This is a genomic window from Pseudonocardia kujensis, assembly GCF_021283305.1.
Taxonomy (GTDB): Bacteria; Actinomycetota; Actinomycetes; order Mycobacteriales; family Pseudonocardiaceae; genus Pseudonocardia; species Pseudonocardia kujensis.
On record NZ_JAJSOK010000018.1, the window covers coordinates 13,414 to 34,983 of the forward strand.

19 protein-coding genes and 1 pseudogene are annotated in these 21,570 nt (G+C 72.4%); 12 read left to right on the top strand and 8 right to left on the bottom strand.

Annotation, left to right across the window (positions count from 1 at the left end; all coding sequences use genetic code 11):
• Window positions 1-116: 116 nt before the first annotated feature.
• The gene (locus tag LWC35_RS14920; RefSeq protein WP_232870721.1) at window positions 117-2,420 is read right to left on the bottom strand and encodes a hydantoinase B/oxoprolinase family protein; all 2,304 of its coding nucleotides are present in this window, start codon (window positions 2,418-2,420) and stop codon (window positions 117-119) included.
• Window positions 2,420-4,516: a hydantoinase/oxoprolinase family protein gene (locus tag LWC35_RS14925; RefSeq protein WP_232870722.1), complete on the bottom strand. Its 2,097-nt coding sequence runs from the start codon at window positions 4,514-4,516 to the stop codon at window positions 2,420-2,422. The genes LWC35_RS14920 and LWC35_RS14925 overlap by 1 nt, the downstream gene beginning before the upstream one ends.
• Before the next feature lie 146 nt (window positions 4,517-4,662).
• Between LWC35_RS14925 and LWC35_RS14930 the strand changes: the two genes are divergently transcribed.
• The 9 genes from LWC35_RS14930 to LWC35_RS14970 all read left to right on the top strand — a co-directional run bounded on the left by LWC35_RS14930 (window position 4,663) and on the right by LWC35_RS14970 (window position 13,115).
• Window positions 4,663-6,195, top strand: a complete 1,533-nt coding sequence (locus tag LWC35_RS14930) for an FAD-dependent monooxygenase (RefSeq protein ID WP_232870723.1) — start codon at window positions 4,663-4,665, stop codon at window positions 6,193-6,195.
• A complete protein-coding gene (locus LWC35_RS14935; RefSeq protein ID WP_232870724.1) occupies window positions 6,192-7,826 on the top strand; it encodes a (2,3-dihydroxybenzoyl)adenylate synthase in 1,635 nt (544 codons plus the stop codon). Before LWC35_RS14930 ends, LWC35_RS14935 begins: the two co-directional genes overlap by 4 nt.
• Window positions 7,823-8,545, top strand: a complete 723-nt coding sequence (locus LWC35_RS14940; RefSeq protein WP_232870725.1) for a maleate cis-trans isomerase family protein — start codon at window positions 7,823-7,825, stop codon at window positions 8,543-8,545. Before LWC35_RS14935 ends, LWC35_RS14940 begins: the two co-directional genes overlap by 4 nt.
• Before the next feature lie 22 nt (window positions 8,546-8,567).
• The gene (locus tag LWC35_RS14945; protein WP_232870726.1) at window positions 8,568-9,278 is read left to right on the top strand and encodes a TetR/AcrR family transcriptional regulator; all 711 of its coding nucleotides are present in this window, start codon (window positions 8,568-8,570) and stop codon (window positions 9,276-9,278) included.
• Window positions 9,279-9,407: 129 nt separating this feature from the next.
• Window positions 9,408-10,052, top strand: coding sequence for a VOC family protein (locus LWC35_RS14950; RefSeq protein ID WP_232870727.1), 645 nt, complete (start codon window positions 9,408-9,410; stop codon window positions 10,050-10,052).
• Window positions 10,049-10,297, top strand: coding sequence for a hypothetical protein (locus LWC35_RS14955; protein ID WP_232870728.1), 249 nt, complete (start codon window positions 10,049-10,051; stop codon window positions 10,295-10,297). The genes LWC35_RS14950 and LWC35_RS14955 overlap by 4 nt, the downstream gene beginning before the upstream one ends.
• On the top strand, window positions 10,294-11,532 hold the full coding sequence (locus tag LWC35_RS14960) for an alpha/beta fold hydrolase (protein WP_232870729.1): 1,239 nt from the start codon (window positions 10,294-10,296) through the stop codon (window positions 11,530-11,532). The genes LWC35_RS14955 and LWC35_RS14960 overlap by 4 nt, the downstream gene beginning before the upstream one ends.
• A 29-nt stretch (window positions 11,533-11,561) precedes the next feature.
• Window positions 11,562-12,908, top strand: a complete 1,347-nt coding sequence (locus tag LWC35_RS14965; RefSeq protein ID WP_232870730.1) for an MFS transporter — start codon at window positions 11,562-11,564, stop codon at window positions 12,906-12,908.
• A gap of 48 nt (window positions 12,909-12,956) precedes the next feature.
• Window positions 12,957-13,115 carry a hypothetical protein gene (locus tag LWC35_RS14970; RefSeq protein ID WP_232870731.1) on the top strand — a complete coding sequence of 53 codons (159 nt, stop codon included), beginning with the start codon at window positions 12,957-12,959 and terminating at the stop codon, window positions 13,113-13,115.
• 27 nt (window positions 13,116-13,142) lie between these two features.
• On the opposite strand, the pseudogene LWC35_RS14975 reads toward LWC35_RS14970, so the two are convergent.
• Both LWC35_RS14975 and LWC35_RS14980 read right to left on the bottom strand, forming a co-directional pair.
• Window positions 13,143-13,817 (bottom strand): annotated as a pseudogene (locus LWC35_RS14975) (GDSL-type esterase/lipase family protein); the annotation flags it as partial.
• Window positions 13,818-14,112: 295 nt separating this feature from the next.
• Entirely contained in the window at window positions 14,113-14,886 is a 774-nt protein-coding gene (locus LWC35_RS14980; protein WP_232870732.1) for an IclR family transcriptional regulator, read from the bottom strand.
• A 39-nt stretch (window positions 14,887-14,925) separates the two neighbouring features.
• On the opposite strand from LWC35_RS14980, the gene LWC35_RS14985 reads away from it, so the two are divergent.
• From LWC35_RS14985 to dmpG, 3 genes are read left to right on the top strand one after another with little or no spacing between them, the layout of a single operon-like run.
• Window positions 14,926-15,747: a 2-keto-4-pentenoate hydratase gene (locus tag LWC35_RS14985; RefSeq protein ID WP_232870733.1), complete on the top strand. Its 822-nt coding sequence runs from the start codon at window positions 14,926-14,928 to the stop codon at window positions 15,745-15,747.
• The gene (locus LWC35_RS14990; protein WP_232870734.1) at window positions 15,744-16,703 is read left to right on the top strand and encodes an acetaldehyde dehydrogenase (acetylating); all 960 of its coding nucleotides are present in this window, start codon (window positions 15,744-15,746) and stop codon (window positions 16,701-16,703) included. Before LWC35_RS14985 ends, LWC35_RS14990 begins: the two co-directional genes overlap by 4 nt.
• Complete coding sequence (gene dmpG, locus LWC35_RS14995) at window positions 16,700-17,725, top strand: 4-hydroxy-2-oxovalerate aldolase (protein WP_232870735.1); 1,026 nt, start codon at window positions 16,700-16,702, stop codon at window positions 17,723-17,725. Before LWC35_RS14990 ends, dmpG begins: the two co-directional genes overlap by 4 nt.
• A gap of 352 nt (window positions 17,726-18,077) precedes the next feature.
• Here dmpG and LWC35_RS15000 read toward each other — a convergent pair whose 3' ends face one another.
• From LWC35_RS15000 to LWC35_RS15015, 4 genes are read right to left on the bottom strand one after another with little or no spacing between them, the layout of a single operon-like run.
• Window positions 18,078-18,479, bottom strand: a complete 402-nt coding sequence (locus LWC35_RS15000; RefSeq protein ID WP_232870736.1) for a carboxymuconolactone decarboxylase family protein — start codon at window positions 18,477-18,479, stop codon at window positions 18,078-18,080.
• Entirely contained in the window at window positions 18,476-19,009 is a 534-nt protein-coding gene (locus LWC35_RS15005; RefSeq protein ID WP_232870737.1) for a type II 3-dehydroquinate dehydratase, read from the bottom strand. Before LWC35_RS15005 ends, LWC35_RS15000 begins: the two co-directional genes overlap by 4 nt.
• Entirely contained in the window at window positions 19,006-19,962 is a 957-nt protein-coding gene (locus tag LWC35_RS15010) for a hydroxymethylglutaryl-CoA lyase-like TIM-barrel protein (protein ID WP_232870738.1), read from the bottom strand. The genes LWC35_RS15005 and LWC35_RS15010 overlap by 4 nt, the downstream gene beginning before the upstream one ends.
• Window positions 19,959-21,569, bottom strand: a complete 1,611-nt coding sequence (locus LWC35_RS15015) for an AMP-binding protein (protein WP_232870739.1) — start codon at window positions 21,567-21,569, stop codon at window positions 19,959-19,961. The genes LWC35_RS15010 and LWC35_RS15015 overlap by 4 nt, the downstream gene beginning before the upstream one ends.
• Between the last annotated feature and the right edge of the window lies 1 nt (window position 21,570).

Below are 21,570 nucleotides of genomic sequence, written 5' to 3' on the forward strand. Positions count from 1 at the left end.
TCGTCGAGCTCCCACAGGTCGATGTCGTGGTCGGGAGCACCGCGTGGCCAGGGCGCCCGGGGGTGGGGGACGAGGGCGGGGTGGGGAGCGTGCCGCTCGCCCACCCCGGACCCGTGCTAGCCGGCGGTGACCGTCAGCCGCCCGAGGGTTGTGGCGGCGTCCGGGTGGTCGGCGGGAACGACCGCCGACGACAACGCGGTCCAACAGGACGGGCAGCAGTACTGCCGGAACACCACCGGCGCGTCGACGTAGTCGGCGGCGGTCGCGATGATCTGCGGGCCGGCATCCGTGGGGGCGCCGTCGTAGACCGCGAGGGCCAGTGGGCCGTCACCGGTGTCGCCCAGGACCTCACCGCAGTGCCTGCACGCGACGTCCGACCCCACCTCGACGAGGTTGTCGTCGATGCGCTTCGTCGACGCGAGGTCCACCGTGCCGCGGGTCTCGCCGACGATCCGGGAACGGTCGCGACGCGCATTCCGCAGCCGCGACCGCTCGGCCCGAGTGGCGGCGGTGTCCACCGAGCCGTCTCCCAGGACCACGCCGTAGACGGACTTCGCCGCCGCCTCGGTGATCTTCTCCTCCTGCACGTCCCGGGCGACTGCCTCGGGATCGCGGGTGAGCGGGTCGCCGTATCCACCGCCGCCCTGCCAGGTCATCGCGAAGACCTCGCCGGGGGCGAGGTAGCTCGACGCGTAGTTCTGGCCGGGCTCGAGGGAGTCCGACACCTCCTCCAGGGACGAGGGCATCGTGCCCGCCGCGAGGAGCGAGGCGATCCGGCTCTGCCGGGCCACGACGTCGAGCCCGGAGTTGCCCGGGTGTCCGCCCGACAGGCCGGTGTTCTGCGCGACGGCCTTGCCGTTCGAGGCGAGGACCAGGCCCATGGGAATGCTGGTGCCGTGCGGGGTGAAGGCCAGGGAGGCGCCGAGTCCACCACGGTGCCGCCCGGGGCCGCCGGAGTCCGGCACCTCGCGTCGCCACAGTGTCAGGAGCGGGTAGAGGAACTCGGTCATCTCGACGTCCGGCACCCGGCCCATCGGGATGCAGAACAGCCCGCCGGTGTCGATGCCGTCGGCGTGGGGGCGGGCGCCGTAGCCGCCGGCCATGGGCTCCATCATGATCGAGAGGAACGGGGCGGGTTGCTCCCCGCGCTCGTCGAGCCCGGCGATCACGGCGGTGTCCCAGGTGCCGCAGCAGGTGGCCTGGACGTTGCGGCCCAGCTCGAGGTCGCGGTCGAGCATCTGGGACAGGGTCTCGGCGATCAGGCTGCCGGTGAGCCAGGCCGGGCCGATCGGCCCGCGCCCGACGGCGGCGGGGAAGGTCGCGTTGTTGAGTGTGCCCTCCTCGGTGACCAGGTCGAAGCAGCGCATCAGGCCGCCGGCGGACCACGGGATGTCGTTGGCCAGGATCGGCAGCAGCGCGAGCATGACGCCGCCGCGCATGCCCGCGTAGGTGCAGTTGATGACGCCGGCCTGCGGGTCGGTGCCGGTGAAGTCGAAGGTCAGGTGGTCGCCGGTCTTGGTGGTGGTGACCGTGATCTTGTGCAGGCCGCGGTCGCCCTCGTGGGACTGGTCCTGATAGCCGGTGGCGCTCCACGAGCCGTCCGGGAGGGCGGCGAGCTTGTCGCGCAGGCGGTGCTCGGCGTCGGACATCATGCGCTTCATGACGGCCTTGACGGTGTCCGCGCCGTACTGGGCGATGAGTGCGGCCAGGCGCTCGCCACCGACGTTGTTCGCGCCGATCTTGGCCCGCAGGTCCAGCCCGACGAGCATCGGGACCCGCGAGCGGCGCACCCACAGGTCCGCGACGTCGCGCTGCAACTGCCCGCCCCGGACGACCTTCACCGGCGGGGTGGGCAGGGACTCGGAGAACACGTCCTGTGCCGCAGGGGAGAACGACCCGAGCCCTACCCCGCCGAGGTCCGGCTGGTGCGCGATCGCGCTGGTCCAGGCGAAGAGCTCGCCGTCGTGGAAGACCGGCTGGTAGACCATGACGTCGTTCTGGTGCAGTCCGCCGCCGACCCAGGGGTCGTTGCACAGGAACATGTCGCCGGACTCGATGCCGGGGTTGTCGGCCCGGTTGCGCAGCGTCCAGTAGATGGCCAGGTCGACGGCGCCGACGAGCATGGTGTTGTAGAGGCCGACCTGCACCTCCTGGCCGAGCTCGTCGGAGATGGCGAAGTCGAAGTCGTTGGCGTCGGTCACGATCGGCGAGCCGGACATGCGCTTGAGCGCCTCGCCCATCTCGTCGGTGACGGACCACAGGCGGTGCCGGACGACTTCGTAGGTCAGGGGGTCGAGCGCGTCGACCTGTTCCTGGGTGACGGTGTGGACCTTGAGCGACGTGGGCAGCGAGCGGGCGAGCTCGTCCGGGTCGACGGGGCGGCTGGAGAAGGCCTCCGAGCCGGGGATCGGCATGGTCATCAGGCGCTCCTGCGGATCGTGAGGTTGCCGAGCTGGTCGACGGTGCCGGTGGTCCCGTCGGGGACGACGACGGTGGTGGTCGGCACCTCGACGATCGCCGGGCCGGCCAGCACGTGACCGGCGCGGAGCTCGCGGTAGTCGTAGACCGGGGTGTCGACGTAGCCGAGGCGGGCGTCGAGCTGGACCGGGCGGGTCGCGAACGGGGTCGCGTCGCCCTGCGCCGCAGGCACTTCCGGGAGCTCGGGGCTGAACGGCAGCACGCCGACCGCGCGGACCCGGAAGGTGATGGCCTGGATGCCGGCCTCGCGGAACCCGGCGTCCTTGCCGAACAGTTCGGCGTAGCGCTTCTCGAACGCGGCCGCCGCGGCCTCGATCTCCGCCGTGCCCAGCGGGCCGTTCGCGACGGGGGCGGTGACCTCGGCGAGCTGCATCGAGTACCGCATGTCGATCTCGCGGAACAGCTCGACCTTCTCGAAGGTCACGCCCTGGCGCTGCAGGCCCTCGCGGACCTGCTGCTCCAGCTCGGCGAAGTTGCGCTCGGCCCGCTGCGGGTCGAACGGGACGACGGTCGGGTCGGACAGCTCCGCGGCCAGCACGATATCGCTCGAGGCCAACCCGAACGCGGAGAACGCGCTGGCCACCGGGCCGAGCGGGACCACCACGGTGTCGCAGCCGACCTCGGCGGCGTAGCCGGCGCAGTGCGCGGGGCCCGCTCCGCCGAAGGCGTAGAGCACGAACTCGCGCGGGTCGTGCCCGGCCTCGACGACGGTCTTGCGCAGCAGGTCACCGGTCTGCGCGTTCTGCACGGTGTAGATCGCGGCCGCGGCCTCCTCGACACTCAGGCCCAGCGGTTTGGCGATCTGGGTGTCGATGGCCTGCCGGGCGAGATCGAGCGAGAGCGGTTTGCGCCCGCCCAGCAGCCCCTTCTCCGGCAGGATGCCCAGCACGAGGTTGGCGTCGGTGTTGGTGGGCTCGGTCCCGCCATTGCCGTAGCAGGCGGGGCCGGGCACGGCCTGCGCGGAGCGCGGGCCGATCCGCAGGTTCCCGCCGGCGTCGAGCCAGGCGATGGCACCACCGCCGGAGCCGATCGCGTCGACCCGCAGCGTCGGGACGTTGATCGGGTGGTGGTTGATCACCGTGGTGGTGTCGCGGACCGGCTCGCCGTCCACGACCAGCCCGGCCAGGAACGTCGTGCCGCCGACGTCGGTGGAGATGATGTTGCGGTGGCCGAGCTGGCGGCCCAGCGCCACCGACCCGACCACGCCGCCGGTCAGCACCGACCCGACGGTGGAGATCGCCGCGGCGGGGGCCTCCTTGGCCGCCACCGCGCCGCCGTTGGACTGCATGACCAGCAGCGGGCCGGTGAGCCCGTTCTCGCGCAGCGAGGACTCCAGGGCGCCGAGGTAGTCCCGCAGGCCCGGCCCGATCTGGGTGGACATGATCGTGGTGGCGTTGCGGGCGAACTCCCGGATCCGCGGGCTGACCTCCGACGACAGCGCCACGAACAGGCCCGGCGCCTCCTGCGCGATCAGCTCGCGCAGCCGCCGCTCGTGCACCGGGTTGCGGAAGGACCACAAAAGCGACACGGCGATCGCCTGCACCCCGTCGGCGACCAGGGAGCGGATCGCCGCGCGCGCCTGCTCCTCGTCCAGCCCGACGACGACGGTGCCGTCGCGGTCGATCCGCTCGGTGACCTCGAGCGCGTGCCGCTTGGGCAGCAGCGCGTGGTCCTTGGACTGCCCGAGCACGTGCTGCAGCTCGTGCGGGGACCGGCCGAGGTAGCGGCCCTCCACGTTCATGATGAAGATCGAGTCCCGGTGCCCCTTGGTGGTGAGGAACCCGACCGGGGGCACGTTACCCATCACCAGCGCGTTGAGCGACGAGGTGGTGCCGTGCGCGATGTGGTGGGTCTCCGCCAGCATCTCGGGCAGGCTCTTCCCGAGCTGCTCGGCCAGCAGCGCCAGGACGTCGAGGACGCCCCGGGAGTAGTCCGGCGGGGTGGACGGGGACTTCGCGGCGAGCACGGTCCCGGCGTCGTCGTCGAGCACGGCGTCGGTGAACGTGCCGCCCACGTCCACGCCGATGACATAGGCCATGGCTGGCGCTCCTTCGCGCAATGAGGTGGCTGACGGTGGCGTAGACTATTAAACGCCAGAGATAAGAGTCAACCTTGACTTCAGGGCGTTCCTTGCCGTCGAATAGTCGACGCAACAGTCAATCGGACGCCATCGGAGGTTCGGTGATGCAGCCACGACGGGTCGCGGTGCTGGGCGGGGGCCCGGGCGGGCTCTACGCCGCGCGCCTGCTCAAGCTCGCGAACCCCGCCTGCGAGGTCCGCGTGTACGAGCAGGGCGATCCCGACACGACGTTCGGGTTCGGCGTCGGGCTCGCCGCGGGTACGCAGCGCAAGCTCGAGGCCGCGGACCCGGACACCTTGCGGGACATCGTCGCCGCGGGCCTGCGCCACGACATGACGATGCAGGTCGGGCGGCACGTGACCCGGGTGCGCAACGACCGGTTGATCGGCATCGCCCGCACCGAGCTCCTGGCCGTTCTCCAACGCCACGCCGAGAAAGCCGGCGTGGAGCTCGAGTTCGGCGTTCGCCGCGCCGCCGAGGAGCTGGACGCCGACGTGGTGGTCGCCGCGGACGGCGTCAGCAGCGCAACCCGCGAGAACGGCACGTTCGGCGGGCGGACCGAGGTCGGCAAGGGCCTCTACCTGTGGTGCGGGACCGAGTTCGCGCTCGACGCCGCCGTGTTCGCGCCGGTCGAGACCGAGCACGGCACGTTCGTCACCCACGCCTACCCGTACACGGGCGGCCGCTCCACCTTCCTGATCGAGACCGACGAGCAGACCTGGCGGCGCGCGGGATTCGACACCACGACCGCGTCGTTGGAGGCCCCCGGCACGCCGTTCGAGGCCTCGGACGAGACCTCCCTGCGCTACCTGGAGCAGGTCTTCGCCGAGCAGCTGCGGGGTCGGCCACTGATCGGCAACCGGACACGCTGGCTGCGCTTCCGCACCGTCCGCTGTGACCGCTGGGCGGAGGGGAACACGGTGCTGTTGGGCGATGCCGCGCACACCGCGCACTTCTCCATCGGCTCCGGCACCAAGCTGGCGATGGAGGACGCGATCGCCCTGGTGGACGCGCTGCGGGAGGCGAACGAGGCAACCGCCGCGTTCGCCCGGTACGAGGAGGTCCGCCGGCCCGCCGTCGAGCGGCTGCAGGAGCTGGCCCGGCGCAGCCAGCTGTGGTGGGAGTCGTTCCCCGCGCGGACCGGGCTGCCGGTGGAGCGGCTGATGGTGGCGTACATGTCCCGGGCCGGGAACGTCCCGCTGGACCGGTTCGGGCAGACCAGCCCGGACGTCGTCGGGGCGGCCGTGCGTCAGTACGGCGGCGGGCACCCGCCCGCGGACGATCTCGCCGGTTGGGTGCTGGACCGACCGCTCGCCCACGGGGACCGCGCGTTCCCGAACCGCACCACGGTCCCCGAGCTGGAGCGGCTGTGGGTCGACCTGGACGACCCCTGGTCGCCGGAGGGGGACGCGCTGGTGGCGCGGGCCCGGGGGACGGACGGCGTGCTGGTCACCGGCCCCGCAGCCCGCCCGTCCCTGCTCACCCGCCTCGACCTGGCCGAACGGGTCCGGCTGGAGACCGGCACGCTCACCGCGGTGGAGGGGCCGGCCGCGCTGCGCGACGATCTCGCCGCCGGGCTGGTCAGCGGCCGCACCGACCTCGTGGCGCTCACCGAGCTCACCGAGGAGACAGCATGACACTCGTCCCTTACCCCGAGCCCGCGGTCCGCCGCTACCGCGGGGCCGGCCTGTGGGGTACCGCCACGATCGCGACCGCGTTCCACCGGATCGCGCGCGCCAATCCGGGCCGCGACGCCGTCGTCGCGCTGGAGGGGCGGCTCACCTTCGCCGAGCTCGACCAGCGGACCGACCTCCTCGCGGCGGGGCTGGCCGGGTTGGGGCTGCGGCCCGGTGACCCCGTGCTGTTCCAGGTCACGAACCGGCTCGAGGCCGTGGTCGCCTGGTACGGCGTGCTCAAGGCCGGGCTCGTCCCCGTCGCCACCCTCGCCGCACACCGCGGCCACGAGATCGGCGAGATCAGCCGCCGCGTCGGCGCGGTCGCCCACCTGGTCGAGGCGGGAGTGCGCGGGTTCGACCTCGTCGGGTTCGCCCAGGAGCAGCGGCGGGACCACCCGACTCTGCGGCACGTGCTCGTCCTGGGCGACGACCCCCGCGGCGAGTCGCTCACCGCGCTCGGCCGCGACCAGGACGCCGCAGCGGCCCGCGCCCTGGTCGAGCGGATCCAGGCGGACATCGACCCCGACGCCGTCGCGGTCCACCAGCTCTCCGGGGGCACCACCGGGGTGCCGAAGGTGATCCCTCGTCGGCACGCGGAGTACTGGTACAACGCCGCGGAGTACGCCCGGTCCTGGGGCTGGACGGCGCAGACGCGGGTCGCGCACCTGATCCCCGTCATCCACAACGCCGGCATCGTCTGCGCGCTCCACGCCCCGCACAGTGTCGGCGCCTGCCTCGTCCTCGGCACCCCCGACCTCGACGAGGCGCTCCCGCTGATGGCCCGCGAGGGCGCCACCCACGTCCTGCTCGGGCACGGCCACTACCGCGCCGTCGACCATCCCGACTTCGACGCCGCCACCAAGGCGGTGACCCAGCTCGTCCTGTCCGGCAGCAAGGTCCCGCCCGCGCTGTTCGAGGCACTGGAGGCCCGCGGGCTCTGGTCGGGACAGCTGTTCGGGATGGGCGAGGGGCTGTTCCTGACGACCCGGCCCGGCGCACCGCGGGAGGCGCGCCTGACGACGGTGGGGACCCCGCTGTCCGTGCTCGACGAGGTGCGGATCCTGGATCCCGGTTCGGAGGCCGACGTCGCCGAGGGAGAGGTCGGCGAGCTGTGCGCGCGTGGCCCGTACACGCTGCCCGGCTACTTCGACGCACCCGAGCACAACGCCCGTGCCTTCACCTCCGACGGCTTCTACCGCACCGGCGACCTGGCCGCGTTCGTCAGGATCGAGGGCGAACGGTATGTCTCCATCGAGGGCCGCCTGAAGGACCTGATCAACCGCGGTGGCGAGAAGATCAACGCCGAGGAGGTGGAGCTGCTCCTGCTCCGGCACCCGCGAGTCACTGCGGCCGCGGTCGTGCCGATGCCGGACCCGCGGCTCGGCGAACGAACCTGCGCCTACGTGGTGGTGGAGGGCGCGCAGCTGACCCTGTCCGAGGTGCAGGAGCACTTCGCCGCGCTCGAGGTCGCCAAGTTCAAGTGGCCCGAGCGCCTCGAGCACCTTCCCGAGATCCCTCGCACCCTCGTCGGCAAGACGGACAAGAAGCGCCTGGCCGCCGACATCGCCCGGAAAGTGAGTGCCGCCCAGTGACACACCGGATCGGACTGGTCGTCCCCAGCTCCAACGTGACCGTCGAGACCGAGATCCCCGCCCTGCTCGGCCGCCACGCCGAGAGCTTCTCCTTCCACTCCAGCCGGATGCGGATGCACCAGGTGTCGCCGGAGGAGCTCAAGGCGATGAACGCCCAGCGGGAGCGCTGCGTCGACGAGCTGGCCGACGCCCACGTCGACGCCCTGCTGTACGCCTGCCTGGTCGCGTTGATGGCGCAGGGCCCCGGCGAGCACCGACGCGTGGAGAAGGCCGTCCGCGACCAGCTCCCGGACACCCCGATCCTCTCCAGCGCCGGTGCTCTGGTCGACGGGCTGGCCGCGCTCGGGGCGCGTCGGGTCGGACTGGTCACGCCCTACATGCGGCCTCTCGCCGAGCAGGTCGTCGCCTACATGGAGGCCGAGGGTCTCACCGTCGTCGACTGGGCGGCGCTCGAGGTCGGGGACAACACCGAGGTCGGGTGCATCCCCGGGGACCGGGTGATGGGGGCGGCCCGAGGCCTCGACCTCACCGGGGCGGACGCCCTGGTCATCTCCGCCTGCGTGCAGATGCCCTCGCTCGCCCTCGTCGTCCCGGCCGAGGAGGAGTTCGGGCTTCCGGTGCTCTCCGCCGCCACCGCCGGTGCGTACGCGCTGCTCACGGGCCTCGGCCTCGACCCCGTCCTGCCCGGTGCGGGACGGCTGCTCGCGAGGACGGGATGAGGTCGGCCCCTACCATCGGCACATGAGCGGCAACGGGACCGGGCGCAGACGCGGCGCGGCGAGCACCGCCCGCCGGGAGCTGGTGGAGAACGAGCTCTACGAGCACGCGACGCGGCTGTTCGCCGAGCGTGGCTTCGCGGGCACGAGCCTGCAGGACATCGCCGACGCCCTGGGCATCACCCGGCCCGCGCTCTACTACTACGTCAAGAGCAAGGACGAGCTGCTGGCCAAGCTGGTCACCGAGGTGACCAGCGGGCCGCTCGACGAGCTGACCGCGCTGGTCGCCCTGGACCTGGAGCCGATCGCGACCCTGCGGGGGATCGTCGAGGTCCTCGTGCGCCGCCGGGTGACCCAACCCGAGCGGTTCCGGCTGCTGATCCGCTCGGAGGCCGAGCTTCCGGAGGAGCTGACCGCGGCGTACGACGAGGGCCGCCGGGCGGTGCTGAAGACCATCGCCGGCGTGGTCGACGACGGGGTGCGCTCCGGCGTGTTCCGGCCGGTCGACGCCCGGGTCGCGGCGCTCGGGGTGCTCGGCATGTGCAACTGGGTGGCCTGGTGGTTCCACCCCGGTGGCCGCGACACCGCCGAGAGCGTGATCGAGCAGCTCTCCGACATGGCCGTCGCCGCCCTGCAGCGCCCCGACCACCAGGTTCCCGGCGGCGAGGGTCCCGCTGCGGCGATCAAGCTCCTGCGGCAGGACCTCGACCACCTCGAGCGCGTCCTCGACCTCTGAAGGCTCGCGCCGACGGGCCCAGGGACCCGTGCGCGCGGCCGATCGTCTTTCTTGTCAAACTATGGACTCAATCGTCAACACCGGCGTAGGGTCGTGGGTGAGCACCGCACGACCGTCATGGAGGTACTGATGACCGAGCTGGACCACCGGGTGCGGGGGGTCGACCACGTCGCGTTCCCGACGTTCGACCCCGCGGCCACCGTGCGCTTCTACCGGGACGTCCTCGGCTTCCCGGTGGTGCACTCGATCTGCGCCGCGGGCTGGGGCCCGGAGGACCACCCGGACTTCATCCACTTCTTCTTCGACATCGGCAACGACGACCGGATCGCCTTCTTCTACTACTTCGGGACCGATCCCTCGTTGGGTGGACCCGAAGGAGCGAAGGGCGACGTCCACGGCCGCTTCGGCGCCGACGTGCCGGAGTACTTCGTCCGCTCCCGGCACCTCGCGATCCACGTGGAGAACGAGGAGGACCTCCTGGAGTACCGTCGCCGGCTCGATGCCAGCGACTGGCCGGTGGAGATGCAGATCCAGCACGAGACGATCGAGTCGATCTACACCCACGACCCGAACGGGTACTTCTTCGAGATCACGAGGGCGATGCGGCCCGTCACACCGCAGGAGGACCTCGACGCCGCCCTCACGATCGACGCGCTGCTCGACGTCGTCGCACAGCCGGAGCCGACCTTCGGCAAGCTGCTGGCGCGCAAGGCCGAGCTGATCGTCGAGCGCGCCCCGGGCTGGGAGCCGGTCGGATCGGAGCCGGCGCGGTGACCGAGCTCTACATCCTCGACGTCCCGGAGAACACCGCCGTCGCGAAGGCCGCCGCCGAGGACCCGGCGGCCACCGTGGGGCAGGTCGGTCCGTACTTCGTGATCAGTGCGGAGGGCCCGATCGTGATCGACCGGCGCGCCACGGGTTGCCGGCACGCCGTCTGGTACTCGTGCGTCGCCGGGGTGGCCCGCACCGGCCGGATCACCCAGCACGACAAGGACGCACTGCGCGTGGAGCCGGCATGACCGGGCGGCTGGGTGCGGGCCGCTACCTCGCGGCGGGGGAGCGGCCCGCCTCGACGGTGACGTCCGTCCACGAGCTGACCACGGCCGACGGCGCCACCGTGCGCGGTGTGCTGGCCACCGTGCCCGGCGCGCGGACCGTGGTCTGCCTGATGCACCCGCGCCAGGACGTCACGCACCATCCGCTGGTCCCGCTGCTGCTGCAGGCCGGGGTCGCGGTGTGGACCCAGCACACCCGTTCGGTCAACAACGACCTGAACCTCGTCCACGAGCAGGCGCTGCTGGACGTCGCCGCGGGCCAGGTGTTCCTGCGCGAGCGCTACGACGACGTCGTGGTGCTCGGTCACTCCGGCGGCGGCACACTGTTCGCGTACTACCTGGAGCAGGCGGCGCTGTCGCCGTCGGAGCGGATCTCCCGGACCCCGGGCGGCCGGCCGGTCGACCTCGCGGGCGCGGACATGCCGGTCGCGGACGGCGCGATCTTCCTCGCCCCGCACCCCGGCCAAGGCCAGCTGCTGCTGGCCTGCATCGACCCGTCGGTCGCGGACGAGGCGGACCCGCTGTCCGTCGTCCCCGAGCTGGACCCGTGGAACCCGGCCAACGGGTTCGCGGAGCCGCCCGCGAGCTCGTCGTACTCCCCGGAGTTCCTGAAGCGCTATCGCGCGGCACAGCGGGCGCGGGTCGCCCGCATCGACGCGGTCGCCCGCGAGGCGTTGGCCCGCACCGCCGCGGCGCGCAGGGCGCACAAGGAGTCCGGCGCGGCCGCCGACCGTCGCCGTGCGCTGGCCCCCACCATCATGACGATCTTCCGCACGGACGCCGATCCGCGGAACGTCGACCTCTCGCTGGACCCGAGCGAGCGGCCGTACGGCTCGCTGTTCGGCAAACGCCCGGACCTGATCGACTACGGGCAGGTCGGCTTCGGCCGGCTCACCACGCCCGAGGCCTGGCTCTCCACCTGGTCCGGGCTCAGCTCGAAGGCGGACTTCGTCCGCTGCGCCGCCGGCGTCACGACGCCGACGCTGTTCATCGAGCTGACGGGCGACCAGGCGGCGTTCCCCGCCGACAGCCGCCGCATGATCGCCGCCCTCGGCTCGGCGGAGCTCACCGTCGCGCGCGTCCGAGGCCTGCACTTCGGCGGAGCCGTCGCCGACGGCGAGCCCACGGGCAACGAGCTGGCCGCCGAGGAGATCCGCGGCTGGCTGGACAAGCGCTTCCCCCTCGCACCGCCGGTCTGACCGGCCCTCCACGGAAAGGCACCGTCGCCATGTCCTCCTCTGTGCCCCCGTCGGCGGCCTCGCGGACACCGCCCGGCGTCCTGCTGCTCTGCCTCGCGTGCATGACGCTCGAGGGGTACGACGTCATCGCCTACGGCGCCGCCCTGCCGGCCATGCTCGCCGACCAGGACTGGGGCCTGACGGTGGCCCGGGCCGGGCTGCTCGGCAGCCTGACCCCGATCGGGATGCTGGTCGGCGCCGTCCTGGTCGGTCTGCTCACCGACCTGCTCGGGCGCCGACGGCTCGTCCTCGCCAGCGTCGCGGTCTTCTCCCTGGCGATGGTGCTGTGCGGCCTCGCCCCCGGGGTGACGCTGTTCGCGGTCGGGCGCGTCCTCGTGGGGATCGGCGTCGGGGGCGTGCTGCCCTCGATCGCGGCGCTCGTCTTCGAGTACTCGCCGCCGCAGCGGCGCAACCTCAACACGGCGCTCGCCTTCGTCGGGGTCGGGCTCGGTGGGGCGCTCGCCGCCGTCGTCGCGGCCACCCTCGTCCCGGAGCTCGGCTTCCGCGCCGAGTACCTCATCGGGGGCCTGGCCGCCCTCGTCGTGCTGCCCCTGGCGGTCCGCTTCCTTCCGGAGTCGCTGGTCTACCTGCGCGCGAGCGGCCGGGACCAGGCCGCCGAGCGGTGGATCCAGCGGCTCGGGCTCGACCCCGCCGTCATCGAACCCGCCGCCTCCACGATCGAGGAGCAGGCCGGGGGCCGTGGGCGGTTCGCCGCATTGTTCTCCCGTCGCCGCGCCGCGACGACGGTCCTGTTCTGCCTGACCACCTTCACGTCGCTGCTGGTGCTGTTCGGCCTCTACACCTGGCTCCCGCAGCTGATGCGCTCCGTCGGGTACGAGCTCGGCTCCGCGCTGACCTTCCTGATCGTGCTCAACGTGGGGACTGCGATCGGACCGGTCGCGGTCGGGCGCCTCGCCGACCGCATCGGCTCCAGGCCCGCGACGGCGGCGTCGTTCCTGCTCGCGGTGATCGGCATCGCGGTACTGAGTTACCCGCTGCCCCTCGGCGTGCTCTACCTCGCCGTCGTGCTCGCCGGTGTCGGCACGGTCGGGACGCAGATCCTGATCAACGTCTTCATCGCGAGCCGGTACCCGACCCGCGTCCGCGCCACCGCCATCGGCACCGCGCTCGCGGTCGGGAGGCTCGGCGGCATCCTCGGGCCGGTCTACGGCGGGATCCTGCTCTCCGCGCAGCTCCCCACTGCGGTGCTGTTCTACGCCTTCGCCGCGCCCGCGCTCCTCGGCGCGCTCCTCGTCGCCCTGATCCCTCGGGGGCACGCCGCCGCAGCCTCGGGCGAGGCCATCGAAGGCCCGACCACTGCTGCGCGCCTGTCGTGACATCGCGGCGCCCGAACCCCGTTCCATGACATGTAGGAGGGACGAGAGATGACCACCGCCCGTGACCTGCTGGACCTGATCGCCGAGTTCGCCGAGGCGCGGCGCTCGGAAGCGGACGAGTCGACGCTGCAGGCGATCGCCCAACGCTTCGACGTCATCTTGTCCGAGGCGATCGGGGACCGCGCCAGTATGCAGAGCGAGGCGTAACCGGACGAGCGGGACCGACGGTTCCGTTCAGCGCGGCGCACCGACCGATCCCCGGCCGAAAGGTCCGCCTTCCGCGAAGGCCGCGGCGGCGAAGCGCTCCCCGATGAGACGGTGGGTGGCGGGGTCGGGGTGGAGCGCGTCGGGCAGGGGGAGATCTCCCGCGTCGCTCTCGCCGTAGAGCCTCCGACCATCGAGGAGATGCAGGTGCGGGTCGTGCGGAGCGCGCTGCGCGACGATGCGGGCCAACTGCTCTCGCACCACCGCGAGGGTCAGTTTGCCCGCGGCTCGCTCGGCGGGATCCCCCGAGGCCCGAAACCTCAGGGTCCCGGTGGTGAGGTCGGCGACACCGGGCCCCGGAGTGTCCTCATGGATCGGGCAGAGCAGCGGGGACACCACGAGCAACGGGGTGTCGGGATGACCGTCACGGATGGTGTCGAGGAAGCCGTGCACCGCCGACCCGAAGGCCCGCAGCCGCATCACGTCGCCGTTGACCACGTTGATGCCGAGCTTGACACTGATCAGGTCCGCCGGGGTGTCACGGAGGACGCGAGCGGTGAACTGGTCCACCATGGCACTGCCGCCGAACCCGAGGTTGACGAGCTCGACCCCTCCCGCAGCGGCGGCCAGCGCGGGCCAGGTCGTCGACGCGCTCGCGGCGTTCGACCCGTGGCTGATCGAACTGCCGTGGTGCAGCCAGACCCGGTGCTCCAGCTCCAGCGCCCCGCGCACGAGCTCGGCGGTGATCGGTGTCGTCTGCATGGTCGTGTCGGTCACCTGGATCCGGGTCGGCGCGAGCGCTGGTCGCTGCCGGATGCCGAGTCGGTTCGGAGCGTCATCACAGACGGACCGTACGGCCCGCTCCCGTTGCCGCAGCGTGGAGGCCGTCCAGTTTCCGGCTCTGCTCCTGCACGAACGAGGCCGGCCGGGACGAGCAGGCTCGCCCGTGTGCGAGCCGGTTCGACAATCCTCGGCGCGGCGACCGGCTCGTTGCCGGGGATCAGCGGCGAGCGCCGAGAAGTGGGCCGCCGAGGGTCCGGGTCAGGGCACGTGCGGTGGTGGAGACGGCCGCTGTGACCCGCGCCGGCCTGAGCCGGTTCACCCAGCCGGCGATCGAGACGGCGGCGACCGCGGTCCCGGTCGGGCCGAGTACCGGCGCTGCGACACAGGCCACTCCGGGCGCGGATTCCTCGTGCTCCTCGGCGATCCCGCTGCGGCGGACCTCCTCGAGCTCACGGCCGAGAAGACCCGGGAGGATCACGGTGCGAGGGGTCCTCCTGGTCAGCCCGGCTTCGAGCACTGCCGTGAGGCGTTCCGGAGGCCCGAAGGCCAGCAGTGCCTTGCCGACGGCCGTGCAGTGGGCCGGCATGCGCCCACCGAGTCGCGACGGAATCTCCGGTGCGCCGGCAGCCGACAGCTTGTGGACGTAGACCACCTCGGCACCGTCCGGCACCGCGAGGTGAACGGTCTCGTGGGTGGCCTCGAACAGGTCCGCGAGGAAGGGACTGGCCGTCTCCTGCAGGTCGCGCTGCTGCGGGACGAGCTGGCCGAGCTCGAACAGCCGCAGGCCCAACCGATAGGCACGACCCACGCGCTCCACCATGGCCCAGCGCTCGAGCTCTCCGAGCAGGCGGTGCGCCGTCGGCTTGGCGATCCCGGTCCGCCTCGCGAGCTCCGCGAGCCCGAGCTCGGGCTCGCCCGGCCGGAATGCCGAGAGCAGGGTCAGCGCCCGACCGAGCATCGTCGGCGTACCGTTCCGTACCGTGGAATGCATTGCTTCAGGATGACCCGCGCCGCGGGGGAAGGTCCAGCCATGACCGGCACACTCCTCAGCAACGGAATCCGTGCCGCGGCCGATCAGCTCCTGCAGGCCGCGGCGACCGGGGTCCCGTGCGCTCCCGTCCGACAGCTCCTGCCCGAGCAGTCCGTCGAGATCGGCTACGCGGTACAGAGCACGCTCACACGGGCCCGCCTCGCTCAGGCGCGGCGCGTCACCGGGCGGAAGATCGGCCTCACCGCTGCTGCGGTCCAGGCGCAGCTCGGGGTCGACCGGCCCGACTTCGGCGTGCTCTTCGACGACATGGCCTGTGGGGAGGACGAGCCGATCGCCATCGAACGGCTGCTCCAACCACGGATCGAGGCGGAGATCGCCTTCGTCCTCGGCGCCGACCTGGCCGGTGAGGACATCGACACGGCGTCGGCCCGCGCGGCGGTCGCGGTGGTCGTGCCCGCGTTGGAGATCGTGGACAGCCGGATCGCGGGCTGGGACATCACGATCGTCGACACGATCGCCGACAACGCGTCGAGCGGCCTCTACGTGCTCGGTCCGGCGTACGGGCCGTTGGGCGACATCGACCTGACGACGGTGGAGATGACCCTGGTCGACGGCGAGGGCGACACCGTCAGCACCGGGACCGGCGCCGACTGCCTCGGCGACCCGGTCGCGGCACTGGTGTGGCTGGCCCGGACGGCGTACGAGCTCGGCGAGCCGCTCCGTGCCGGCGAGGTGGTCCTCTCCGGTGCCCTCGGCCCGATGGTCCCCGTCCGACCCGGTGCGTCCTACACCGCGACGCTCAGCGGCCTGGGCACCGTCCACGCCGCCTTCACCGCACCGACGACCGGAGGGCGAGCATGACCGACCAGGGAAGTGGCAGGACCCGCGTGGCGATCATCGGGTCCGGCAACATCGGCTCCGACCTGATGATGAAGGTCATCCGGCTGTCGGAGTCGCTCGAGATGGGCGCGATGGTCGGCATCGACCCGGCTTCCGACGGCCTCGCTCGGGCCACCCGCCTGGGCATCCCGGCCACGTCCGACGGTGTCGACGGGCTGATCGACCTGCCCGGCTTCGACCGGATCGACATCGTCTTCGACGCCACCTCGGCCCGCGCGCACGTCGCGAACGCGGCGAAGCTCGCGCCGTACGGCAAGGTCCTCGTCGACCTCACGCCCGCGGCGATCGGCCCGTTCGTGGTCCCGGCGGTGAACCTCGAGCAGCACGCCGGGGCGCGCAACGTCAACATGGTCACGTGCGGTGGGCAGGCCACCATCCCGATGGTCGCCGCCGTGTCGCGGGTCGCACCGGTCCGGTACGCCGAGATCGTGGCGTCCATCGCGTCGAGGTCCGCCGGACCCGGCACCCGCGCGAACATCGACGAGTTCACCGAGACCACGTCCAAGGCGATCGAGGTCGTCGGTGGGGCCGAGCGCGGCAAGGCCATCATCGTCCTCAACCCGGCCGAGCCGCCGATGATCATGCGGGACACCGTGCTCTGCCTGGTGGGCGACGCCGACCCCGAGGCGATCCGCTCGGCGGTGACGGCGATGGTCGAGGAGGTCGCGCGCTACGTGCCCGGCTACCGGCTCAAGCAGGAGGTCCAGATCACCGCGATCCCGGACGACGAGCCGCTGCACACCCTCGTCGGCTCCGAAGGACCGCGTCCGCAGTGGAAGGTGTCGGTCTTCCTCGAGGTCGAGGGGGCCGCGCACTACCTGCCCGCCTACGCCGGGAACCTCGACATCATGACGTCGGCCGCGCTGCGGACCGCCGAACTCCTCGCCACCGCCCGACAGACGGAGGTCGTCCGATGACCGCGAACGCGGCGCCGCTCCTCTACATCCAGGACGTCACGCTCCGGGACGGCATGCACGCCATCCGGCACCGTCTCGACCCCGCGGACCTGCGCAGGATCGCGGCCGCGCTCGATGCCGCCGGCGTCGACGCGATCGAGGTCGCGCACGGCGACGGCCTCGCCGGCGCGAGCCTCACCTACGGCCCGGGGAGCAACACGGACTGGGAGTGGATCTCCGCCGCGGCGGAGGTCGTCGAGCACGCCGTGCTCACCTCGCTCGTGCTGCCCGGCATCGCCACCGTCCACGAGCTGCAGAAGGCCTTCGACCTCGGCGTCCGCTCGGTCCGCGTGGCCACCCACGCCACGGAGGCCGACATCGCGATCCAGCACATCGGGAAGGCCCGCGAGCTGGGCATGGACGTCTCCGGGTTCCTGATGATGTCCCACATGGCGCCTGCCGCCGACCTGGCCAAGCAGGCGGTCATCATGGAGGACGCCGGCGCCCACTGCGTCTACGTGACCGACTCCGGCGGGCGGCTGACCATGGGTGATGTCCGCGACCGCATCCGGGCCTACCGTGACGTCCTCGACCCGACCACGCAGATCGGCATCCACGCCCACGAGAACCTGTCCCTGTCCGTGGCGAACTCCGTCGTCGCGGTCGAGGAGGGCGTGACCCGGGTCGACGCCTCCCTCGCCGGCCAGGGCGCCGGGGCGGGGAACTGTCCGATCGAGGCGTTCATCGCCGTGGCGAACCTGCACGGCTGGCAGCACGGGTGCGACCTCTTCGCGCTCCAGGACGCGGCGGAGGACATCGTCCGACCGCTGCAGGACCGCCCCGTCCGGGTCGACCGGGAGACCCTGACCCTCGGCTACGCCGGCGTGTACTCCAGCTTCCTGCGCCACGCCGAGCGCGCCGCTGCCGAGCACGATCTCGACACCCGGGACATCCTCGTCGAGGTCGGCAGGCGCGGTCTCGTGGGCGGGCAGGAGGACATGATCGTCGACGTGGCGCTGGACCTGGCCCGCCTCAAGGCATAGGTGTGGTGACACCGGGCGGCGTTCGAGGCCAGGTCGTGGTGGGTGAGCTCGGCGCCCTCGGGGTGCCCGTTGGTCCGGCGGAAGAGATGGGCGCTGATCCCGTCGTCGACGCCGGGCGCGCGCAGCATGCCCGGCGGAGCCGGCGGGGTTCGGCGGGGGCGGTGGTCGGCAACGTGGTCACCTTTCCGGCCGTCAGAGGGCCTTGACGATCGGGACGTGGCTGACCTCGAAGGCGCAGATCGCCGGTGAGCCCGCAGAGCAGGATGAAGGACATCGGGGAGAACGTCCCCTGAGTGCCGACGCGGCAGAGCGGTCGGCCGCACTGCGCGGCCGACCGCTCCGTCGTGGGTGGTCAGGGCCCCGTCGGACACTCGGCCTCGAACTCGGCCAGCGCCTCGGCGAGCAGGGGGTAGGCGACGAGGGGCACGTGGTAGCCGCCGGTCAGCCCGGTGAGCCGCAACGTCTCCACGATCTGCTCGGGCTCCACCCCGGCCCGCAGCGCCTCCAGCATGTGGAAGCGGCAGCCCCCGTGGAAGTGGGCGGCCGCGTCCAGGGCGAGCAGGACGAGCTGCCGCACCGGCTCCGACAGCGAGGTGCCGGGCCCCATCGCGTGCTGGTGGCTCGCGTGGAAGTCCAGCAGGGCCTGCGGATCGAAGCGGGCGGCGACCTCGAACACCTCGGGATGGTGTCCCCGGTCCTCGCGGATGCGGGCGAGGACGTCCTCGGCCGTGATCCCGTTGCTGATCGGGGTCACTCGGGCTTGGCGCCGAAGAAGGTCTCGTCGTCCAGTGCGAGCACCAGGGACAGCAGCGCGCCCGGGTAGCTGTACTCGCGCATGCCCATGAACTGGCCGGACACGTACGGGGTGAAGGTGGACTCGCCCGGGCCGTAGACCGGGCCGCGAGCGGTCGCCGCCGATGCCCTGATGTTGGCGAAGTGCACCTCGACCACGGGCTTGCCGGTGTCGTAGAGGGCGAACGGCACGGACTGGCTGGTAGTGGTCAGGCCGGCCGGGTTGACCAGGTAGCCGTCGACCCGATCACCCGACTCGTGGATGTATTCGAGGATGTCGCCCTCGTGGTTCGACAGGAACCGCTCGATCTCGACGCCGAGCCGCGCGCCCCACTCCTCGGTGAACTTCCCGAGGCCCTCCGCGGAGACGTCGGGGCCGTACATCCGCTTGCTCCGGCGCGCGAGGTTGGAGACGTTCGGTCCGTCGATCACCGAGATGAGGTAGCGCCGGTCTCCGGTCCGCAGGCCGTCGACGGTCGGGAGTGTCGTCACTGTGCTGGCTCGCTTTCGTGTGTCGGGTTGTTCCAGGCGAAGGTCAGTGCCGCCGGTGCCTGCGCCGATCGGGGCACCGGTCCGACGTGGCGGACGAAGCCCAGGCCGGGCACCCCGGCGTCCGCCAGCCAGTTGGCGGTGGCGACGAGGGCGGCGAGGTCGAGGCCGGTCTCGTGCCCGGTGAGCGCGAGGGCCTGTGCGGCGTCCTCGGTGCAGACCCCGCCGCCCCGTTGGCCCGGCATCGCGGGGTGGCCACCGCTCCCGGCGAGCGAGACGTCGATGGTGCCGACGCCGAGATCGGCGAGGGCGAGGACGTTCGCGACCCCGAGCCCCCGGTTGTCGTGGACCTGGACGGTGAGCGACTCCAGGGGCACGTGGCGGGAGGCCACGCCGACCAGCTCGCGGATCTGCGGCGGGGCGGCGTAGCCGAACGAGTCGGCGAGGACCCAGTCGGTGACCCCGACGTCGACGAGCCGGCGCGCGATCGGCTCGAGCTCCGCGGGGCCACGGGCGGGACCGGTGGGCCCACCCCACGCGAAGATGACGTAGGTGCCGAGGGCGATCCCCAGGTTCGCGGCGATGCCGGCGAGGCGTTCGAGCTCGACCAGGGACTCGGCGGTGCTGCGCCCGATGTTGGCCCGGGCGAAGCCCTCGTCCGCCGAGAGCAGGAAGGCGGCGGAGTCCGCGCCCGCGTCGGCGGCGGCGCGCAGACCGCGCTCGTTGCCGATGCAGCAGCCCAGGGTCAGCCCGGGCACCCCGCGCACCGCGCCGAACACCTCGGCGGCGTCGGCGAGGCCCGGGACGAGATCCGGGCGCACGAAGGAGGACAGCTCGAAGTCCCGGATCCCCGCGTGGACGAGCCGCCGCACGAGCTCGACCTTCAGCTCCGTGGGTACCGGATGGGCCTGGAAGGTCAGTCGGGGCGCGATCTCCCGCAGGCGCACGGGGTTCACCGGAGCCGGGTGGGGGTCAGGCCCGCGGCCTCGGCGTCCCACGAGTCGTCGGTGAGCCCGGTCTCCCGCAGCACCGCCTTGCGGACCTTGCCGGTGGGGGTGGCCGGGAACCGTTCGACGACCCGGTAGTAGCGGGGCACCATGAAGTGCGGCAGGGCCCGGTCGCAGTGCGCGAAGAGGTCCTTCAGGTCGAGCTCGGCGCCCTCGGCAACCTGGACCACGGCCATGACCTCCTGCTCCCCGAGGTCGGAGGCGACGCCGATGGCGGCGGCCTCGGCGACGGCGGGGTGGTCCAGCAGAACGGTCTCGACCTCCTGGGAGGACACGTTCTCGCCGCGGCGGCGCAGGGCGTCCTTCTTCCGGTCGACGAAGTAGAAGTAGCCGTCGGCGTCGGTGAAGCCGAGGTCCCCGGTGTGCCACCAGAGGTCGCGCGAGGTCTCCACGGTGGCCTCGGGCTGGCGGTGGTAGCCGGAGAACATGACGTGCGGGACGCGGGGTCGGTAGACGATCTCGCCGACCTGACCGGGCGGGACCGGGAAGCCGAGGTCGTCGTGCACCTCGAGCAGGGTCGTGGCGGACGGGAGGCCCATCGAGCCGATCTTGCGCTCCCGGATCGGGTTCCAGACGATCGTCTTGATCTCGGTGAGGCCGTAGCCCTCCACGACGTGCACCCCGAAGCGCTCCTCGGTGGCCGTGAGGACCGGGGGAGGGGCGGGAGCGGCGAAGACCTTCCGGGCAGGGTGGTCGCGGTCGCGGTCCGACCGGGGCCGGGCGAGCAGCATGGGCAGGATCGAGCCGAGGGCGTTGAACTGGGTGACCTCGTGCCGGCGGATCTCGTCCCAGAACCGGCTCGCGCTGAAGCGGCGGCCGAGCACGACGGTGGCGCCCGCGACGATGCCGTGCAGGGAGATGTTGACCTTCGCCGCGCCGTGGAACAGGGGCAGGCAGGTGTAGAGCCGCTCGTCGGCGGTGGTCTCCATCGCCACGGCGAACTCGTGGGCGGCGACGACGGGCATGAGCGACGGATAGATCGCGCCCTTGCTGCGGCCGGTGGTCCCGGAGGTCAGCATGATCCCCACGGGATCGTCGATGCCGACCTCGGGGAACACGCCTCCCGCGTCGCCGCGGGCGAGCATGGCGTGCCAGGTGAGGATCTCGACGCCGGGCAGCGACACCCCGGCCGGGACGGAGTCGGCGACGAGGACGACCGTGTGCAGGGCGGGAGGGCGCTGCGGCAGCTCGGCGACCAGGTCGAGCAGGCCGGGTTCGGTGAGCAGGACCTGCACGTCGGTGTGGCCCAGCGCGTGGTGGAGGAAGGTGCCCTTGTAGGCGGTGTTCACCGGGACCTCGACAAGACCCGCCCGGGCGATCCCGAAGTACGCGACGAGCGTCTCGACGCGGTTCGACAGGAACACCCCGACGGACGTGCCGGGCGCGACGCCCAGGCCGAGCAGGCCGCGGGCCACCGCGGACGCCGCGGCGTCGAGCTCGGCATAGCTGAGGTGCTCGTCCTCGAAGACCAGGGCCGGCTTGCCGGGAGTGCGGGACGCACGGTCGGCGAGCACCCCGCCGACGGTCCCGCCGCCCAGGGATTGCAGGTCGAGCACG

What these genes read in the sequence shown, in the direction of transcription:
- LWC35_RS14985 (WP_232870733.1), top strand. Translation starts at nt 14,926, where the DNA reads ATGACCGGCACACTCCTCAGCAACGGAATCCGTGCCGCGGCCGATCAG.
- LWC35_RS14935 (WP_232870724.1), top strand. Translation starts at nt 6,192, where the DNA reads ATGACACTCGTCCCTTACCCCGAGCCCGCGGTCCGCCGCTACCGCGGG.
- LWC35_RS14950 (WP_232870727.1), top strand. Translation starts at nt 9,408, where the DNA reads ATGACCGAGCTGGACCACCGGGTGCGGGGGGTCGACCACGTCGCGTTC.
- LWC35_RS14945 (WP_232870726.1), top strand. Translation starts at nt 8,568, where the DNA reads ATGAGCGGCAACGGGACCGGGCGCAGACGCGGCGCGGCGAGCACCGCC.
- LWC35_RS14930 (WP_232870723.1), top strand. Translation starts at nt 4,663, where the DNA reads ATGCAGCCACGACGGGTCGCGGTGCTGGGCGGGGGCCCGGGCGGGCTC.
- LWC35_RS14960 (WP_232870729.1), top strand. Translation starts at nt 10,294, where the DNA reads ATGACCGGGCGGCTGGGTGCGGGCCGCTACCTCGCGGCGGGGGAGCGG.
- LWC35_RS14965 (WP_232870730.1), top strand. Translation starts at nt 11,562, where the DNA reads ATGTCCTCCTCTGTGCCCCCGTCGGCGGCCTCGCGGACACCGCCCGGC.
- LWC35_RS14970 (WP_232870731.1), top strand. Translation starts at nt 12,957, where the DNA reads ATGACCACCGCCCGTGACCTGCTGGACCTGATCGCCGAGTTCGCCGAG.
- LWC35_RS14925 (WP_232870722.1), bottom strand. Translation starts at nt 4,516, where the DNA reads ATGGCCTATGTCATCGGCGTGGACGTGGGCGGCACGTTCACCGACGCC.
- LWC35_RS14990 (WP_232870734.1), top strand. Translation starts at nt 15,744, where the DNA reads ATGACCGACCAGGGAAGTGGCAGGACCCGCGTGGCGATCATCGGGTCC.
- dmpG (WP_232870735.1), top strand. Translation starts at nt 16,700, where the DNA reads ATGACCGCGAACGCGGCGCCGCTCCTCTACATCCAGGACGTCACGCTC.
- LWC35_RS14920 (WP_232870721.1), bottom strand. Translation starts at nt 2,420, where the DNA reads ATGACCATGCCGATCCCCGGCTCGGAGGCCTTCTCCAGCCGCCCCGTC.
- LWC35_RS14980 (WP_232870732.1), bottom strand. Translation starts at nt 14,886, where the DNA reads ATGCATTCCACGGTACGGAACGGTACGCCGACGATGCTCGGTCGGGCG.